The 18,609-nt window shown below is 48.1% G+C and carries 16 protein-coding genes and 1 tRNA gene; 10 read left to right on the top strand and 7 right to left on the bottom strand.

Features of this window, described 5'->3' with window-relative positions; genetic code table 11:
- Positions 1 to 809: 809 nt before the first annotated feature.
- The 3 genes from C1N53_RS12760 to C1N53_RS12770 are packed head-to-tail and all read left to right on the top strand — an operon-like array spanning position 810 to position 2,952.
- The gene (locus tag C1N53_RS12760) at positions 810 to 1,085 is read left to right on the top strand and encodes an IS66 family insertion sequence element accessory protein TnpB (protein WP_137758840.1); all 276 of its coding nucleotides are present in this window, start codon (positions 810 to 812) and stop codon (positions 1,083 to 1,085) included.
- Positions 1,086 to 1,430: an IS66 family insertion sequence element accessory protein TnpB gene (gene tnpB, locus C1N53_RS12765; protein ID WP_137759116.1), complete on the top strand. Its 345-nt coding sequence runs from the start codon at positions 1,086 to 1,088 to the stop codon at positions 1,428 to 1,430.
- A 46-nt stretch (positions 1,431 to 1,476) separates the two neighbouring features.
- On the top strand, positions 1,477 to 2,952 hold the full coding sequence (locus tag C1N53_RS12770) for an IS66 family transposase (protein ID WP_137759115.1): 1,476 nt from the start codon (positions 1,477 to 1,479) through the stop codon (positions 2,950 to 2,952).
- Between the two features lie 484 nt (positions 2,953 to 3,436).
- Here C1N53_RS12770 and C1N53_RS12775 read toward each other — a convergent pair.
- Positions 3,437 to 3,510 (bottom strand) — tRNA-Ile (locus tag C1N53_RS12775).
- 97 nt (positions 3,511 to 3,607) lie between these two features.
- Between C1N53_RS12775 and C1N53_RS12780 the strand changes: the two genes are divergently transcribed.
- Complete coding sequence (locus tag C1N53_RS12780; RefSeq protein ID WP_137759680.1) at positions 3,608 to 4,240, top strand: HAD family phosphatase; 633 nt, start codon at positions 3,608 to 3,610, stop codon at positions 4,238 to 4,240.
- A complete protein-coding gene (locus C1N53_RS12785; protein ID WP_137759681.1) occupies positions 4,227 to 5,519 on the top strand; it encodes a site-2 protease family protein in 1,293 nt (430 codons plus the stop codon). Before C1N53_RS12780 ends, C1N53_RS12785 begins: the two co-directional genes overlap by 14 nt.
- 73 nt (positions 5,520 to 5,592) lie before the next feature.
- Here C1N53_RS12785 and C1N53_RS12790 read toward each other — a convergent pair whose 3' ends face one another.
- From C1N53_RS12790 to C1N53_RS12805, 4 genes are all read right to left on the bottom strand, one after another.
- Entirely contained in the window at positions 5,593 to 5,901 is a 309-nt protein-coding gene (locus C1N53_RS12790) for a rhodanese-like domain-containing protein (RefSeq protein WP_137759682.1), read from the bottom strand.
- Positions 5,898 to 7,706, bottom strand: a complete 1,809-nt coding sequence (locus C1N53_RS12795) for a T9SS type A sorting domain-containing protein (RefSeq protein ID WP_137759683.1) — start codon at positions 7,704 to 7,706, stop codon at positions 5,898 to 5,900. Before C1N53_RS12795 ends, C1N53_RS12790 begins: the two co-directional genes overlap by 4 nt.
- A gap of 139 nt (positions 7,707 to 7,845) precedes the next feature.
- Positions 7,846 to 8,622: a PASTA domain-containing protein gene (locus C1N53_RS12800; RefSeq protein WP_137759684.1), complete on the bottom strand. Its 777-nt coding sequence runs from the start codon at positions 8,620 to 8,622 to the stop codon at positions 7,846 to 7,848.
- A gap of 112 nt (positions 8,623 to 8,734) precedes the next feature.
- Entirely contained in the window at positions 8,735 to 11,437 is a 2,703-nt protein-coding gene (locus tag C1N53_RS12805) for a D-alanine--D-alanine ligase (RefSeq protein ID WP_137759685.1), read from the bottom strand.
- A 235-nt stretch (positions 11,438 to 11,672) separates the two neighbouring features.
- Between C1N53_RS12805 and C1N53_RS12810 the strand changes: the two genes are divergently transcribed.
- Entirely contained in the window at positions 11,673 to 12,899 is a 1,227-nt protein-coding gene (locus C1N53_RS12810) for an ATP-binding protein (RefSeq protein ID WP_137759686.1), read from the top strand.
- An 88-nt stretch (positions 12,900 to 12,987) separates the two neighbouring features.
- On the top strand, positions 12,988 to 13,905 hold the full coding sequence (locus tag C1N53_RS12815; RefSeq protein WP_137759687.1) for a YihY/virulence factor BrkB family protein: 918 nt from the start codon (positions 12,988 to 12,990) through the stop codon (positions 13,903 to 13,905).
- Here C1N53_RS12815 and C1N53_RS12820 read toward each other — a convergent pair.
- Together C1N53_RS12820 and C1N53_RS12825 are read right to left on the bottom strand one after the other, a co-directional pair.
- Positions 13,902 to 14,315, bottom strand: a complete 414-nt coding sequence (locus C1N53_RS12820) for a response regulator (protein ID WP_137759688.1) — start codon at positions 14,313 to 14,315, stop codon at positions 13,902 to 13,904. The two genes, C1N53_RS12815 and C1N53_RS12820, sit on opposite strands and share 4 nt — an antisense overlap.
- Before the next feature lie 51 nt (positions 14,316 to 14,366).
- Positions 14,367 to 16,469, bottom strand: coding sequence for an ATP-binding protein (locus C1N53_RS12825; RefSeq protein ID WP_240773213.1), 2,103 nt, complete (start codon positions 16,467 to 16,469; stop codon positions 14,367 to 14,369).
- 322 nt (positions 16,470 to 16,791) lie between these two features.
- Between C1N53_RS12825 and C1N53_RS12830 the strand changes: the two genes are divergently transcribed.
- The 3 genes from C1N53_RS12830 (at position 16,792) to C1N53_RS12840 (ending at position 18,602) form a co-directional block, all read left to right on the top strand.
- Positions 16,792 to 17,763 (top strand): aldo/keto reductase, encoded by a 972-nt coding sequence (locus tag C1N53_RS12830; protein ID WP_137759689.1) that lies wholly within the window; start codon positions 16,792 to 16,794, stop codon positions 17,761 to 17,763.
- Between the two features lie 123 nt (positions 17,764 to 17,886).
- Complete coding sequence (locus C1N53_RS12835; protein ID WP_137759690.1) at positions 17,887 to 18,336, top strand: GNAT family N-acetyltransferase; 450 nt, start codon at positions 17,887 to 17,889, stop codon at positions 18,334 to 18,336.
- A gap of 11 nt (positions 18,337 to 18,347) precedes the next feature.
- Positions 18,348 to 18,602 carry a DUF3820 family protein gene (locus C1N53_RS12840; RefSeq protein WP_137759691.1) on the top strand — a complete coding sequence of 85 codons (255 nt, stop codon included), beginning with the start codon at positions 18,348 to 18,350 and terminating at the stop codon, positions 18,600 to 18,602.
- Positions 18,603 to 18,609: the final 7 nt, after the last annotated feature.

The following is an 18,609-nucleotide window of genomic DNA, read 5'->3' on the forward strand; positions in this document are numbered from 1 at the left end:
TAGAATTATTATGAGTGATAGAAGTACCTGCTGCTTATATAATTATCATATAACATAGGCATTAGCAAGGCTTGGGAGGGTTAAGCAAAGAATCCTGACTAACGACTTTGTTGAAAGTAGCAAAATAAAGAGGGTTTTATCATCTTTTCTTTCAGAAAAGGCAAAGCAATATCACTAATTGATTTCTCAATTTTCAAAAATTTGTTCAAAAAAATCTGCTCTAAGGGAATGCCTATCAAATGCTATAAGTATCCTGAACGGGGTCTCTAATGAGCCACCAATGAAATTACCATATCTTCTATTAGAAGAACCTGCATTCCTAACCAGAATTACGCACGAGCTGTGACGCATCAATTAAAATACGGTCTTAACATAGAGCATCAGTTTAATGTACGAGTTCCCTAAATAATGAGCTTTCGTTAGCTACGGAAATTAATAGTTAATATGTCAGGAATTACACACAACACCTAAACACACTTTTGAATGAAGCTTTTCAAGTTCTTACCGATGCTATTTGTTCGTGTGGGTATCGCCTTTCTGGATTCCTGCAGCCCCAGGCAAACCAATGACATGACTGCCAGCACTGCCGAAAGGCCTCGGGAAGCTTGGGTACTGCGATCTGTTTGGAATTGCAATAGTTTACTGAAGGCTTTTTTTATGCAGCGCTCTTTTGTTGATATAATTCTTCCTCGACCTGTCAAGGGGTCAGGTAGCCCAAAGCCGTATGCCCCCTTTTCCGTATCCGGCCGACCAAGTGCATATTTTGTAGTTGAGTTGCAGGGCTTAGTTTTGCTGGTAAAAAGAGAGAGATGACCCACCAGGAAAAGATGCTCCACTTAGTGGAGGTTTATGAGCAAAGCGGGCAGAGCCAGCGGGCCTTCTGTCAGGAGCAGGGCCTAAAAGTTTCTCAGTTTATCTACTGGATCCACAAAGTACGGAAGGAAAAGCAGCCGGCTTCCGGTTTTATGCAGCTAAGCGCTGAGCGAGCAGCTAGCTACCTGGAGGTAATTTATCCCAATGGCGTGCAGGTACGGGTCGATTCCCGGGACCTGGCCCTTGTGAGCCGCCTGCTGCACCTTTACTAAATGCTCAGCCTCACCTCCTCCCTCCGCTACCTGCTCTACCGAGGCAACTGCGACATGCGCAAATCCTTCGACGGCTTGTGCGGTCTGGTAGGATCGGAACTGGGCCGCAGTCCCACCAGCGGTGAAGTGTTCGTGTTTCTCAACCGCAAACGTACCCATCTCAAGCTGCTCCACTGGGAACACGGGGGCTTTGTGCTCTACTACAAAAGGCTCGAGCAGGGCACCTTCCCTTTACCGAAAAACACCACTACTGGCGCTATAAGCTGGAGCGAACTGGTGCTGATGGTGGAAGGAATCGAAGTGGTGAAGAGCAACCGCAGGAGAAGATTTTCTTTGCCACCATAAACGCATTATCCTTGGTGCCATGGCTGTTTTTGCTTATTTTTAGAGCATGCAAACGGTACTGGAAAACCTCTCCAAACAGGAGCTGCTGGAGCTTATTTCCAGCCGTGACGAGAAGATCGCCTACCTGGAGGCCCAGGTGGCCATGTACCGCCGCATGCAGTTCGGCCAGAGGCGCGAGCGCTTCGAGGGCGACGCCTCCCAGTTCCAGCTTCCCTTTGAAGCTGCGGCCAAAGAGGTAGAAGAGCAGCACCAGGAGGTAAAGCAGAAGATCGACTACGTGCGCCGTCGCCCCCGCCACCACGGTCGCGCCAAGCTCCCTGAGCACCTGCCCGTGGAGGAGGTGGAGATACACCCCGAAGGAGACCTCTCCCAGATGGTGTGCATCGGCAGGGAAGTCACCGAGGAGCTCGAGTGTGAGCCGGCCCGCTTCTTCATCCGCCGCTACATCCGCTATAAGTATGCCGCCAAAGACAAAGAAAGCGTGGTGATCGGCCAGCTGCCGGAACGGGTGATCGACAAGGGCATTGCCGGGGCCGGACTGCTGGCCTCCATCCTGGTGGATAAGTACATGGACCATCTCCCGCTCTACCGCCAGAAGCAGCGCTTCGCCCGGGAGGGCATCCAGATAGCCTCCTCCACCATTGAGGGTTGGACCAAGGAGGCGCTCTTGAAGCTCGAGCCGCTCTACGAGCAGCTGGTGTTCGAGACCAAGGCAAAAGGCTACCTGCAGGTGGATGAGTCGCCGATCAAAGTGCTGGACTCGGATAAGAAAGGTGCCGCCCATACCGGCTGGTACTGGGTCTACCATGCCCCCCTGGACAAGACGGTGCTCTTCGACTACCAACCCACGCGCGCTGCGGTGGGGGTAAAGGCCATGCTCGATGGTTTCCGGGGCTACCTGCAAACCGACGGGTACGCCGTGTACGAAAAGTACGGCAGGAAAAAGGAGGTCACCCACCTGGCCTGCTGGGCCCATGCCCGAAGAGAGTTCGAGCGGGCCCTGGAAAATGACAAGGCAAGGGCTGGCAAAGCGCTCACCCTCATCCAGCTCTTGTATGCAGTGGAAAGGAAGGCAAAAGAAGAGGGGCTGGAGGCAGCAGCCATTAAAGAACTACGGCTCTCCGAGTCGCTGCCGGTGCTCAACGAGCTGGGCAAATGGATCTTCGAGGAGATCAAGAGCACGCTGCCCAAGAGCCAGATCGGCAAAGCCATGGCCTACGCCTACGCCCGCTGGGACGCCCTCTCGGCCTACCTCTACGACGGCAGCCTGCACATCGACAACAACGGGGTGGAGAACGCCATCCGGCCGCTGGCCCTGGGGCGCAAGAACTACCTGTTCGCCGGCTCACATGATGCTGCAAAGCGGGCCGGTATGATCTACTCCTTCCTGGCCATATGCAAAAAGCATGAGGTAAACCCCTACCAGTGGCTAAAACACACCCTGCAAAACATCATGTCCATCAACCACAAAAACATCAAAGACCTCTTGCCGCAGAACTTCAAAAACAAAGCAAATATGTAGTTCATAGGGCCGATACCCTTTTCCTGTTATAGTAGCTTTCGATTTACTCAAAGACAGCCAGTGGGGCTTGCTGTCTTTGAGTAAATTGGTGGTGGTATACCATCTGAAGTTTTCATTATCTTAAGGAAGCTCTCAGGCACTGCATAGGCATGGCTGGAGAAGCTAAAAGAGGTTAATAAAATTGTGAATTATATATTTTCTGAAGAGCGACAATAAAATGAAAGGCTTATGACTATATCTGAGGTAGCTGAAATGCCTCTTTAGAGTCTGGTATGCCAAGGCACATTTGAGTTTGACGATGTTTAGCACTTAAATCTACTGACAACAGGCACCTAATCTAATATTAGGTGCTTGTTTCTCTGATAATCCAATATTCCTCCTAAGTTTTAGGAAGCTTAAAAAATAGCAGCTCCTGTTTCTCAAATTGTTTGCAAACAAAAAAGCACTTACTCCGAATTAACGATGTAAGTGCTTGATTATCAAGTGGGCCCACCTGGAATCGAACCAGGCACCTACTGATTATGAGTCAGTTGCTCTAACCGAATGAGCTATAGGCCCGTTCCCATCAAAACCGCTTTAGATTGCTTTCTTTGATTTGGGAGTGCAATTCTACATATTTGCATTGAGATTTCAAACACTAACGCAAAAAAAATCTGTGAATTTAGCTCAAATCAAAAATATCATCTTCGACCTGGGCGGGGTCATCATCAACCTTGACTACCATAAAAGCATACAGGAACTGCAGCGGTATTGCAAAAGCGGCCGCTCCATAGAGTATAGCCAGAAAGCGCAATCCAAGCTGTTCGACCTCTTTGAAACCGGTGCCAGCACTGCTGAAGAGTTCAGAGCGCAACTGCGCGAAGAGTATGACCTGGAGGCGACTGACGAAGAAATAGACGCAGCCTGGAATGCCATGCTGCTCGACATTCCGCAGGAGCGCATAGACCTGCTGCTCGAGCTTGGCAAAAAGTACCGTATTTTTCTGCTAAGTAACACCAATGCCATCCACCTGAAGCGCTTTAACGAAATCGTGGCCCACAGCTTTACCATCCCGAGCCTGGACTCGCTTTTCGAGCAAACCTATTACTCGCACCTGGTAGGCCTGCGCAAGCCCGATGCTGTTATTTTTGAACAGATATTGCAGCAGCACAACTTACAGAAAGAAGAAACTTTGTTTATAGATGATAGTATACAACATATCGAAAGCGCCAGGAAAATAGGCATACAGACCTTACACCTACAGCCACCACTTACTATAAACGAATTTTTTAAAGATGCTGATAACTAGGCAGCAAAGGGGCTATACCCTACACCTGCTGCTTTTTTGCCTTACGTTACTGACCACCACCATCGCCGGGGCCGAATGGCAGTTTGGTAAAATCTTTTTCCTGAGTCCGCAGGGGTTTAACATGGGAGGCACGATCTCGTGGCCTGAGCTCACCGCCGGGCTTTACTTTTCGCTGCCATTCCTGGGTGTGCTTACGGTGCATGAGTTTGGCCATTACTTCACGGCTAAATACTACCGCACCCGCGTTACATTACCTTACTATATTCCGCTCTGGTTCGGTTTCACCTCTACCATTGGCACCATGGGAGCCTTTATCCGGATAAAAGGGCGCATCTCTTCCCGGAGGCAGTTTTTTGATATAGGGGTAGCAGGACCATTGGCGGGCTTTGTGGTGGCTATTCCATTATTGTTCTATGCTTTTACCCACTTACCGGCACCGGAACACATTTTTACGGTACACCCGGAATACAGGCAGTTCGGGCTTGACTATGCCCAGCATGTTTATCGAGAAGCAGATGTAAACCTGGCTTTAGGCAAGAACCTGTTGTTTATCTTTTTTGAGCGTTTTGTGGCTACAGACCCGGCGCTTGTGCCGAACAAGTACGAGGTGATGCACTACCCTTACCTGTTTGCCGGGTACCTGTCGCTTTTTTTTACAGCTCTTAACCTGCTGCCGATTGGCCAGCTGGATGGCGGCCATGTGCTGTATGGCTTGCTGGGCTACAAACGCTTTAACCAGCTTTCCCCGATCTTTTTTGTCTGCTTTATTACCTACGCCGGATTAGGCATTATATCGCCCTACAGCACACCGCTATGGTCGGAGGAGCTGCTGATTATTTTTGTACCGTTTATCTTCTGGGCTTTTAACAAACTGCTGGGAGAAAAGCGGTATGCTTTTGCGGCTTCTCTTATGATGCTGATGCTCCAGTACAGCCTAGCCTTTACATTTCCCAAAGCAGAGGGATATATCTGGTTATGGCCGATTTACTTACTGTATCTGGTGTTTGTGCTGGAACCGGCAGTGCCTCGTATTCGCTATGCACTTTACCTTGCCGGCATTGTGCTGGTTGTCCAGGTATTGGTGTCGCTGGCTTTCCCGAATGCAGACGGCTATTCGGGCTGGCTGGTTTTTGGGCTGCTGCTATCGCGCGTAATGGGCATTTTTCACCCCTCCTGCCCCGACGAAGCACCGCTTACACCTGCCAGAAAAGCATTAGGCATAATTGCTTTCGTCATTTTTATACTATGCTTCAGTCCTTCTCCGTTCATAATAGAGTAAGGTTTTAATAAAGGTGAAAGAGGCGGAAAATCTGTAAAGATCTTCTGCCTCTTTTGTTTTATAGCTATGTGAACTAGCGCTGTTCTTCGTAGGCCAGCATGCCCCCAACCAGGTTGCGTACGTTGCTGAAGCCCTGCTGCTGCAGGAAAGCCTGTGCTGTGGCAGAGCGCTTACCGGAACGGCACTGCACGATTACCTCCTGCTCTTTCAGGTCTTCCAGATCATCGAGGTGGTGCGGCAATGAGTTCAGCGGAATATTCTTTGCTCCCGGGATGTTTCCCTCCTGGTACTCATACTCTTCCCGTACATCTATAATAACAGGTGTTTCGCCCTTGTTTAGTCGCTCTTTCAGCTCGTCTACTGTGATATCTGTTGTTATCATGGTCTGCTTAAAATTAGTTTTTTTGTAATGACTGTTTTACTTGTTTCAATACGTACCATATAGGCTCCGCTGCCTAAGTGCCGTAAATCTAAAGGAAAATTTTCTTTTGTAACACCTGGCCGGTAAGTATAAACTTCTCTGCCCAGGATATCATACACGACCAGGCGCTTGTAGTCGCCTTCTACAAACACATTTCCGGAGGATGGATTCGGATATAGTTGGATGGCCTGCTGTGCCAGCTCCTCTTCCAGCCCTAGCGCAATTCCTGTCAGCAAAGGGCGCAGCATCACAGCTCCAACGGTCGGGTCTTCCTGCCAGCCGCTCACGCTGCCAATGTAGCGGCCGGTGGCGGGTTCATTCACATCAAATCCTATGTTTAAAAACAAGCCGCTGGGTTGGTTCCAGCCAATGTAGAACACATCACTTACCCGTACAGGCTTTGCAAAAATCACCTCGTAAAATTCATTAAAACCTGCGGTATACTGCACCTGAAAAGCTTCCTGGTGAACCATGGCGCCGGGAATGCCATTGTTATCCGACCATATTCTGAAAGCAATACTGGTTCCTGCCAGATTAACGCCTGCTCTGGGGAAATATACCCTGAAACCCCGCACCTGGTCGGGGCGGTTAAGCACAATGCGTTGCGCCACCTGCGTACCTGCAACATAACTATAACCTCCTTCTGCCGTTCCATCGTCGAAGGCATAATAATCGGCTATAACTGTTTTACGTGTGGTGCTGTCGTTGGCCAGCTGCAGCTGGTTTTGCTCTCTTGTATTTAGCCTGAAGCCATGCTCCAGCACAAAATGTTCTTCTGGCAAAGGCACCTGTGAGAGACGGGGGGCACTACTGATTTCATACTGCCTTGCCAGCGCCGGCAATAGTACCGGAACGGTTTCAAAGGTATCTGTTGCTCCGGCTCCTACCCGCTTCACAAAGCTACTCCAGGTAATTGCCCCCGGAAAATCGCCCAGATTATTGATGCGGGCAGAGATGGTTTCGGCCAATTCGTTTTCCGGATTCTCTAAGAACTGCCGTATAGGCATGGCAGTATAATTTTTCAACAGACGGGATACAGGTCCGCTTAGGCCAATATCCCGTGTGGTCACCTGGCCTTTGCGGCGATTGCTTCCCAACTCCACATAGTCCAGATTCCAGGTATCCAGCATACCGGTGCGCATACCTGCTGCCCGAAACCTGAACTGGAAGGCATTGTGGAAGTATTGCTGATTTTTTACAGCTACGAACACCTGGGCAAATTCCGTAAAGATGCCTACGCTTTGTTGCCTCCAAACCGCCTGCCAGTTGCCCGACGCATCTTTAAACTCCAGCTGCAGGAAAATATTATTGTTCACATCCCGGTTAGGAATATCGCCATTGCCGCCCGACTGCCAGTAAAAGCTCAGGTAAACAGAATCGGCCGGGTTCAGGTTACCCAGCAGAACAGGTTGCGAAGTTAAAGTATCTGAAGGTCCCGGAGCAACTGAATTGGGTGCATAAGGCTCGCCGGCGGCATTTAATCCATCAAAGGAAGCCACATTTTTAGTGATGGGATTCCGGCCAAACCTGTTGTTAATATACACCCCTCCGTTTATCCAGCGGCCGGGATCAGGCGCTGGCGCAGAAGTGGCAAAATCATCGAAAAAAGGCAGCGAAAGCGCATTCGCCATTCGCCTTTCCACCTGGCTGTGCTGCTGTGTATCGGGCTGGCGCACCTCCTGTTGGAGCGGCGACAGCACTACCTGTGCCGCTGCCTCATAACAGCAAAGTAACCATACACCTAAAAGCACCAGCAGAAACCGCATATAATAAAGACTTTAGAAATCAGATTCAGACGTTAAATTTCCGGCAACAACGCAGCAGGCATACTTCCATACATCCTGCGTAACAGCATCTTAAAATGAAAATGCCCACCGAGCTGGCAGGCGCTTTCATGGTTTATATTTAGTCGATCCCCTGAACAGGATCAGACCCCGCTACCCAAAGATCCACCAGGTCGCCTTCGCGTATCTTGGCTCCTACTTCAGCAAAAGGCCGCTGTCTTAGAACAGTACCATCCGGCTCAGCGCTGCCTGGCTGATAAATGATGTTACCAATCTGCAGGCGCTGCCCAACAATCAGAACAGTGGCTTCGTCTACCGGCATACCTACAACGTTCGGCACCTCAAATTCAGTATTCCCCAAGCCATTTCCTACATGCAAATCTATCACAGCACCCTTCGGAATAAGATCGCCGGGTTTTACTTCCTTACCACCAATAAACTGCTTCAGGATGGCATTTTCCTGTAAATCCGGCACATAGGTAATCTGGCCCTTGCGCAGTTCGTAGCTTTTTAGGATCAATTCGGCATTTTTAACAGAACCTCCTATCAGCTTCGGCATCTTGATCATCGGCGGGTTTTTCATGTTAACGCTGATGTAGATTTTACGGTCTTCTTTTACCTTGGCCCCCGGCTTCGGGTCCTGCGTCAGAATCTCGAAAGGCTGCCTGTCAGGATTATAGGTCGAGTCGTTAATAAAGTAGCGCAGGCTTTGCTCTTCCAGGTACTCTTCTGCATCGGGCAACTGCATGCCGGTAATTTTAGGCACCGATATGGTTTCGCCATGATTGGTGGCCGAAGGCAGATACAGGTAAAAGAAACCAAAAATCAGCAGGGCAACAATTCCTGCCATAATGGCCAGATGTATGACTACATCTTTAAATGAATTTGCTTTTAACATGGGTATATAAGACATAAGACGTTAGGCACAAAACACAGGACTGATACAATCAGCCTCTCCTTCACATGCTAATTCTTAACTTTCAAACTTTCTGATTTTTTAACTTTCTAACTTATATGGTTGCTTTCAATTTTGTACGTTCTATGCCAAACTGCAGAATCCTGTGAATAAAATCGTAAGGTTTGTAGCCGTTGATAGCCGTCTGATGGAAAATACAGGTTGCCGGTGTCATACCTGGCAAGGAGTTCACTTCTATGATGATTGTTTCAACTTCATCGTCTTCCAGGATGCGGACAAAGGCATCTATACGGGCATACCCTTCAATCTGCAGAATCTGCGCGACACGCTTCAGGTCCTCTTTCACCTTATCCGATATCTTCTGGCGGCGCGCCGGGTCAGCAGCATAACGCGCCGGTGTAATATTCTGCCCCTCGCCCGCCAGAAACTTTTCTTCCAGCGACAGTACTTCGCCTTCTGCCAGGGCCTCGGATGCTTCGAACACCTCGTACGCTACCGTGCCATCCGGGCTATAGCGCGTCAGTAAGCCGCCGGTTATCTCCAGGAAGTGCTTGGCTCCGTTTCTGGAGATAAGCGTTTCCACCAGGAAGCCGGCCTTGTTCGGAAACTCTTCTTTAAAGCCCAGCGATAAGGTTCTGGTACATTCTGTGTCCAGTTCTTCCATTTCTCTGAAAATAAGCTTTGTGAAAGCTTCCAGTTCAGTGCGGTTCTTTATTTTTTTAACTGCAGAGCTACAGCCATCATCAGCAGGCTTGGCTATAAACGGATACGTAAACTCCGCCTCCAGTTCCCGGTAAAAAGCCTCTGCATCCTGCAGCCAGTCTTCTTTAAAGGCCATCCGATGTTTGGCTACCGGTACGCCATACTTTGCCAGTATCTCGTTGGTCTCGTATTTGTTAATCGTGATCTGCGAAGAGCGTATGCCGGAACCATTATAAGGTATGTAAAGCTTCTCCAGTTCCTGTTGCAGCGCACCATCCTCTCCCGGACGGCCATGCAAGGCGATAAACACCACATCCACCAGGTTCTTCAGCTGGCTGTAAGAGATACGCTGCGGCTCTTCCAGGCTCTTACCTGTATACTTGCGGGTAATGTTTTCGGCCTCTGCCATAATATCCTGCAACACCGGATGCGCTTTGCCGCCATGCTCAAAGTGCAGTATCTTTTCTTTGATATCGTCGGCATTATCTTTCAACATAATGTTGATCGGAATGCTGTACAAACGGTGCTCCTCGTTGCTGCCTGTCAGGAAGATTGGCAGCGGCTCATACTGGGTAGAAGAAGAGAGCTTTTCATAAATATTGCGTCCACTTTCCACCGAAATATGTCTCTCAGAAGAGTAGCCACCCATAATTACGCCTACCCGAATTCTATCGTGGCGCTGTGCCTGCTCTTCTTTGATAGCCTCATCAAGCTTTTGCAGCAACCCGGCCAGTTTCACGGTATCTTTGCCCGACTTCAGGCGCTCCACCAGCGACGTACGAATGATATACGTCAGGAACTGCGAAGGATTAAGCCCGATTTCGGCAGCCTGGTGGAAAAAGAACGACGAAGGCAACATGCCGGAGGTCGTATTTGGGTCGTTGAGGAAAATCTCGCCATTTCCGGTAATAAAACCATCGAGGCGGGCATACACATTAAAGCCGAAGGCTGTAAATAACTTACTGCAGGCCTGCCTGATCTGCTGTATCTGCTCCGTAGGCAGGTTGATAGGGGTAATTTTCCGGCTCAGCCCAGGCAGGTATTTCGAACGGTAGTCGAATACCTCGCTGCCTTTCACAATTTCAGTGGGCGGCAAGGCAAGCGCTTTTCCGGTTTCATCCTGCACTACAATACACGAGAACTCCCTGCCTTGTATAAAGGCCTCCACCAGCACCATTGGCTCACGCTCCAGGCTGGTAAGTGTTATGGTATTGGCAACAGAGACGGCAAAAGTTTGGTTGATATGCCGCAACAACTCCTCCGGGTGATATATGATAGTACCATCTTCCAGGGTAACCGGCATTCCGATTCCTTCACGTATATCTACCAATTGTTTCATGGCGGCTACCTGCTTCTCTTCCGAAAGCTGCTGCCACTGTGCTTTGTAGATGGTCTTGGTAAAGAAACTACGGTCTACTCCCTGCTCAAAAAGGCTGAAATCCTTTTCTTTGATGATAGACACACCAATAGAAGAGCCCTGGTGAGGAGCCTTCAGCACCAGCGGCAAACCCAGCTCTGCCACCAACCGGTCAAACAACTGTTCCCGGCTTTCCTGCTGCATCCAGTCGCTGTAGGAAATGGTTCTGTAGTCGGGCGTTGGAAAACCGTTTTGCCTGAGCAATTCTTTCTGAATGGCTTTATCTATCCCTATAGCAGAAGGCAGGATGCCAGAGCCGGAATAAGGGATATGATACCACTCCAGCAGCCCCTGAATGCTACCATCTTCGCCGTAGGGCCCGTGCAATGCCAGGAAAGCAAAGTCGAAGTGCTGGCTAAACTCATGCGGCAACAGGCGCTTACCTGCTCTGGCAATGATCTCATCCTGCTCGGTGATGCTTAGCTCTCCCAACGATTCCAGGTAGATCTGCAGCCCGTGTTCTGTCTCCGGCAGCGCCTCTACAGGTGGGTAAAAGTCACGGATGGTGCCTTTGTAAATGTACTGCCAGTCTAGTAATATAAAGTTGCCCAGGCTGTCGGCAAATACCGGAACCGCCTCAAACAGTGATTTATCTAAGTTATCGTAAACCGTACGGCCACCCGCAAAAGAGATCTCACGCTCACGCGATGGCCCACCGAAAATTATTCCTATTCTCATTGTGTGCAAAGGTAATAAAATTAGGCAGTTCTTCTGCAAGCGCCACTGCCTCTGCTTCAAACGTTTTTGCATCGCTTAAAGTGCTACATCAGGTATAAAGCGTATCACACATCAGCATAATATCCAAAAAAATATGATTAAATTAAAAATAATTGTGTATTTTACACCTGTATCACAGCCCCTTTTCAACGAGTAGATCATAATTACCTGTATTACTTTAGCATATACATAAGAAATGATAAATCCGAAAATTCCTGAAAATGAAAAAAGCAGGTTGGCTGTGTTGCATGAGTACCAGGTATTGGGCACTTTACCCGAAAAAGACTTTGACGATATAACCAAAATCGCTTCCGAAATATGCCAGACTCCAATCTCCCTTATTAACCTGATTGATGCTGACATACAATGGACCAAGTCGTATTATGGTCTGGAAGTAACAGAAATGCCCAGAGAACTGGCCTTTTGTGCCTATACCATTAACGATCCCTATCGGCCAACAATTATTCCGGATGCAACAAAGGATGAACGCTTTCACGACAATCCTTATGTAGCAGCAGGACCGCAACTAATTTTTTATACTGGTATCCCGCTCATGAGTCCTGACGGATATGCACTCGGAACGCTGTGTGTGCTGGACTATAAACCCAGAGAATTAACCCAAAACCAATTAGACGCGTTACGGGCACTTGCCAACCAGGTGATGTCCCAGCTGGAGCTCAGAAGAAGAAACAGGCAACTGGAACAGTTAAACAAGGAAATGAGCAGGCTCAACCGAAACCTGGCCGAATTTTCGTACCGGGCCTCACACAACCTGAAAACGCCACTCCGGGGCATCAGTTCGCTGGCTACCTGGCTGCAGGATGAGTATGGCGACAAACTGGATGCGCAGGGTATGGAATACCTGTCGCTTATCCACCAGAGAACAAACCAGCTGCACCAGCTCATCAACGGTATTCTGACTTATTCCAAAGTAACTACTCTTTCCGTTAACCAAGCCGAAACATTCGATCTGACAGACCTGATCCGGGAAATTATTACACAAGTTCATGTTCCGGCTTCCTTTGTGCTTGATTATCCGCAGGAGCATCCCCTCCTCTTGCTTTACCAGCCTGGGCTGCACCAGATACTGCACCACCTTATTTCCAATGCTGTTAAATATAACAACAAAGAAATGGGCGAAATTTTAGTGGATTTTATGGAAAGCGATAAACGCTACCTCTTTTATGTGATTGATAATGGTCCCGGCATTCAGCCACAGTACCGGGAAAAGGTATTTCAGTTATTCGAAACGCTTCATTTTCATCCGAACCAACAGGAAAACAGCGTAGGGGTCGGGCTGGCGACTGTTAAAGCGATAGTTGAAAAAATGCATGGCCACATTAGCATTATCGACAGGCCCGACAATGAGGAGGGAGCATGCTTCCGGCTGGAATTTGAAAAGCCAAGGCAGCCCGCCCGCTAGCCTGGCTTCAACTGCCAAAAGCTAACTCAAGCCTCCGTTTAGCGTTTACAAAAAAAGCTGGTCCTATAGAACCTGTTATGGCTACCGTATGATGACTACTTCTAAAGCTTTTTTTAAGAAAACATGGCATATCCTGCAAGACACCCAGGAAGGTTTCAAGCAAAACGAACCTATCGTTTATAGTGCTGCTATCGCTTTTTTTACTATTTTCTCACTTCCTGCCATCCTGATCGTGCTTACCCTGATAGGCTCCGCCTTTTTTGCCGAACAGGAAGTAAGAACAGAGATTGTGCATCGCGTAGAGGAGCTGATAAACGAAGAAGCCGGCGAACAGGTAAGCACCGTGCTGGAAAATGTAGTAGAAGTACCGGCCGGCATCTGGGGCATCCTGATAGCTGTGGTGGTGGTGGTTAAAAGCGCTACCATTATTCTGTTCATCACACAAAAAGCACTTAACTCTGTCTGGAATATTAAGGTAAAGCCGAAGGTAAAGTATTTCAAGCTCTTGAAACACCGGCTCCTGACCTTGGCTCTGCTGGCTGGCTTAGGAATATTGCTCTCTATCAGCCTGATGCTGGACACGCTGTTTGCCATGTTCAGCGATCAGTTGTTTCAGGTTTTTGATGAGTGGTATGAGCCCGCCGTAAGAACGATCAACATTGCCTTTTCAGTAGCTGTTGTGCTGGTGGTGTTTACAGCCATACATAAATTTTTACCCGATGCGCGCATCAGCTGGAAAGATGCCGTTGCAGGGGGCATCATCACCTCCATCCTCTTCCTGATCGGGAAGCAGGTTATTAACCTGGTGCTGAACAATATTAAGATTGCAGGTATTTATGCCGCGGCAGGTTCTTTTGTGGTGCTGCTGCTGTGGGTGTTTTACTCTTCTATTATTCTATATATTGGCGCTATTGTAACAAAGGCATACGCCAACAACCATGGCCGCGATATTGAACCGAGCTCCATTGCCTATAAGTTCGACCATGTAAAAGATGAGGAGGGCTAAGCAAAGTGCTTCTGAAGCAGCTGCTGTAAAGCATCTCCGGTCAGGGGCTTGTTTACAAAGTCTTTTACGCCGTTAATTTTTACTTTCTCCACATCCTTCGCATTCAGCGAGGTGGTAAGTATTACGATTACCACTGCTTCTTTCCCCGGTATATCCAGCGAGTCAAAAGCATGCAGAAATCCAAACCCATCCAGCACCGGCATGTTAAGGTCCAGGAGAATAAGTTTTGGCAATGGCGCTTCCAGGTTGTCCGCTACTAAACTACAAGGTTGCAGCAATTCCAGGGCATCTCTCCCGTTCTTGGCAATATGGAGTTTCTCAGCTATACCGAGCTTCTTAAAAAGTAATTCATTAACAAAATTAGTAGCTTCATCATCGTCTACCAGCAGCACAGAATCTATCTTTCTCATGTAGTACGCCTCTATAATTGTGAAGAGTTTCTCCTTATACGTACAAAGGTACTATTTTAGTATAAAATATACTTTAAATGTTGTACCAACTCCTACTGTGCCATCTACTTCTATCCTGCCTCCGGCATTTTCAACTATTCTTTTTACAATATAAAGCCCAACGCCGGAACCTTCCACATGATCGTGTAAACGCTTAAACATGGAAAACATCTTTTGCTTATCTGCCATGTTTACACCCAGACCATTATCGGAAACAGTTAGAACCAGTTGATCTGCTGTCACCTCAGTGGCAATATGTATGTGCGGTGTTCTGTCGGGAGAACGGTATTTCAGGGCATTGCTCACCAGGTTATACACGATGCTACGGATGTTTTTTGCAGAAAAACTAATTGTTGATGCTTCTGCAAAATCAGTCTCGATGCGCGCCTGGGTTTCGTGGATCAACGTTTCAAAGTCCAGCAGCACCTCTTTCACCACCTCCGGCAACTGGATATTAGTTACATCCTCCTCTGATTCCCGCTGAATTTTGGCAACTTCCGTCAGGTCGGCTACAGCACGCTTAAACCGGTCTATCGAGCCCCGGATCAGCTCGATCAGGCGCATTACGGTATCAGAATGCAGTGTTTCTTCCGGCAGGTGATGAACCAGTGCATGCATCAGCCCCTCTATATTGGAAATGGGAGCTTTTAAATCGTGTGAGGCGGAATAAACAAAATTATCGAGGTCGGCATTGGTGGCTAGCAGCTCTTTGTTCATCGCTTCGATTTCGTGCCGCGCCTGCACCTGCTCATCTACTCCAACAGCCACAGCAATAATACCTGTTATAAACCCCTGGGCATTCCGCAGCGGCTGATACACAAAGTTAAAATGAACTTTCTCCATTTTTCCGTTGCGTTCGAGCGTCACGGGCAGTTCGTTATTTACATAAGGTATACCGGTAGTTAATACACCATCCAGAAGCTCCTTTATCCCCTGGTCTCTCACCTCGGGCAGAACAGACAGTAGCGGCTTGTTTAATACTTCTTCCAGCGTACGCCCCCAAAGCTCGCATATACCGGGGTTAGCCAGCTCTACTATGTAGTCGGGTCCGTTCAAAATTGTAATACCTACAGGAGCCTGCTGAAAAATCTCGCTTAAATACTTTTGCTGCCGGGCCATTTCTTCCCTGGCCTGCACACCTGCAATGGAAGTTGCTATCTGCCCTGCCAGCAACTGATGGAAATTCTGAAAATCCTGGTTATACTCCAGCGTTGAACTCAGGCCTGAGATGAAAAAGCCAATCAGATAATTGTGACCAGGCCTGAAAATGGGTATGATAGCAGCTTGCCGGGCACCATTTACATGTCTGATGTGTATCATGGCTTCAACGGAAAGGCTTTTAAGGTCTATTATTTCAGCTCTACCAGATGCCAGTACTGCATTTAAATGTCGTGCAAATTCATTTCCTTCTTCCGTAAGATCAATTCTGAGAAGATCAGTTGTTGAAAGGTTGCCTCCTGAATGTCCTGCCAATTGAGCTACTGAACCAGCACCATTCAACAGGAAAATCATGCTGAACGGGATGTCACTGGTATTTTGGTTCAGTATATCACAAACTGACTGGCAGGCAGACTGCTGTGTCTGTAACTGAGACATGGCATCAGAAATATCTTTCAGAGATTTTAGCCTCCGCTGCCCGAGTATAGTACTTGTCACCTCTGAGCAGGCACAGAAAATCCCTTTTACACTTCCATCGTCATCGAATGCAGGGCTGTATGAAAAGGTCCAGTAGGTTTCTTCTAAAAACCCCTTCCTTTCCAACATCAATTTTAAGGCCTCTGCATAAAAGGGCTCTCCGCCGTTTAAAATATCTGTTACAATGCCTTGCAACTGGCCCCAGATCTCAGCCCACACAACAGGAGCCGAAGTTCCCAATGCCATAGGATGCTTATCTCCTAAAGCAGGCAAGTACGGATCGTTATGGAAAGAATACAGTTCTCTGGACCACCAGATAAACATCGGGAAACCAGAGTTCAACAACAGCCGCACATTGTTTTTCAGGCTTTGGGGCCACGTTTCAGGATTCCCGAGCGGATGTGTATCCCAGTCATATGCACGCATTAAAGCGCCCATTTCCCCGCCTCCCTTAAAAATATGAAGAGATTCTGTGCTCATATTGTCTTTAGTAGAAAAAGCTGCAGGTAAGTAGAATAGACTTACCCTTATGATCAAATACAAGTTGATGCCATGAGTTACGGCTCTACCTGTGCAATGTTATGTACGAAAATAGCAGCTGCTTACCGAATATGTACTTAGAGCGTAGATATAATAAGTATTAATACTCAAGATCAGGTATAAATTCAGGCTGTGCGGCGTTAAGGGCATCTTTTGCTTATAGCATACAAGGCAAACCTGACAGGTACAGAAAGCTGTATTATATGTTAAAACCAGATAGCTTTTTTATATTTACTGAAATACTCATTATAAACTGATAACTATGGAATACAGAAGATTTGGCCGCACAGGCTGGAACATAAGTGAAATAGGATACGGGATGTGGGGCATGGCAGGCTGGACGGAGTCAGACGATGCCCAGTCGGACCGCTCATTGGATATAGCCGTAGAGGGTGGCTGCAATTTTTTTGATACTGCCTGGGGCTATGGCGAAGGTAAAAGCGAACAGATTCTTGGCCGCCTTTTAAAGCGCCATACGGGAAAGCGCCTGTACATTGCCACTAAAATTCCGCCCAAAAACTTTACATGGCCTTCCCGCCGCGAATTTAAGTTGGAAGATTGCTTTCCGGCATCTCATATTGTAGAATATACCGAAAAAAGCCTGAAGAACCTGGGCGTAGAAACAATAGACCTGCAGCAGTTCCACGTGTGGGAAGACAGCTGGGCCGAACACGAAGAGTGGCAAAAGGCAGTAGAAAAGCTGAAAGCTGACGGCAAAATCCAGCACATGGGCGTGAGTGTAAACCGCTGGGAACCCGAGAATGTACTGAACACGCTACACACAGGCCTGATTGACAGTGTGCAGGTGATATACAATATTTTTGATCAGGCCCCGGAAGATACCCTGTTCCCTCTTTGCGAGAAGCTGGACATTGGCATTATTGCACGCGTCCCATTCGATGAGGGCACCCTGACCGGCACCTTCACGAAAGAAACTACTTTCCCGGCTGACGACTGGCGCAGCACCTACTTTGTACCGGAAAACCTGAATTCCAGCGTAGAACATGCCGATAAATTAAAACCGCTTATACCTGAAGGCATGACCATGGCAGAAATGGCCTTGCGCTTTATCCTGAGCAACCCTGGCGTTCATACTACCATACCAGGCATGCGCAAAGAGAAGAACGTGCGGACCAACATTGGCGCCAGCGATGGCAAAGGACTGACACAGGAACTCCTGGAAGAGCTAAAGCAGCACCGTTGGGACCGTGAGCCAACGGAATGGTCGCAATAGAAATTTAAACCGGCAATTAACTGGCACACAAGCCCCTGCTTTTTGTGGCAGGGGCTTTTTGCATTTTACCAGCGGTTGTTCGCCTGCTTTTTAGTAACATTGAAGGCTGAATGAACTTTGATTATGGCTTTTACCCACATCTGCAAAGCTTTTCAGGAGCTGTCTCCTGATGAAATGTACGACATGCTCCGGCTACGAAGCGAGGTATTTGTAGTAGAACAAAACTGTGTATTCTTGGATCTTGACAATAAAGACCAGAAGTGCCACCACTTGCTGCTATACCAGGATAATAAGTTGGCCGCTACAGCGCGACTTGTACCGCCGGGCCTGTCTTACGAGCACAACATGTCGATTGGCCGCATTGTAACCAGCCCGGCTGTAAGAGGCACCGGCGTAGGCAAAGTGCTAATGCAACTATCGCTGGATGCCTGCTATAGACTTTATGGCGCAGGCCCGATCAAGATCGGAGCACAGGTGTATGCCCGAAAATTTTACGAGGCCTTCGGTTTTGAGCAGTCAGGCGAAGTATACGACGAAGATGGGATCGACCACATAGAAATGACCAAAGCCTAAGCACTTGCCTTATGTCTGAACAAACACAACCCAATGCTGATATTTTGCTGGACCTGGTAAAAGTGCAGATGCCTTTCGGCAAGTATAAGGGCACTACCTTATGCGATCTGCCGGTTTCTTACCTGGAGTGGTTTTACAGCCAGGGCCTGCCAGCCGGCAAACTCGGGATGCAATTAGCTACCATCTACGAAATCAAAACCAATGGCCTAGAGTATCTGCTGGAGCCCCTGAAAAAGCAGGCACGGCAGCATACAAGGCGATTTTAAACAGGAT

Origin of the sequence: Pontibacter sp. SGAir0037 (assembly GCF_005491705.1) — a bacterium.
Classification (GTDB): Bacteria; Bacteroidota; Bacteroidia; order Cytophagales; family Hymenobacteraceae; genus Pontibacter.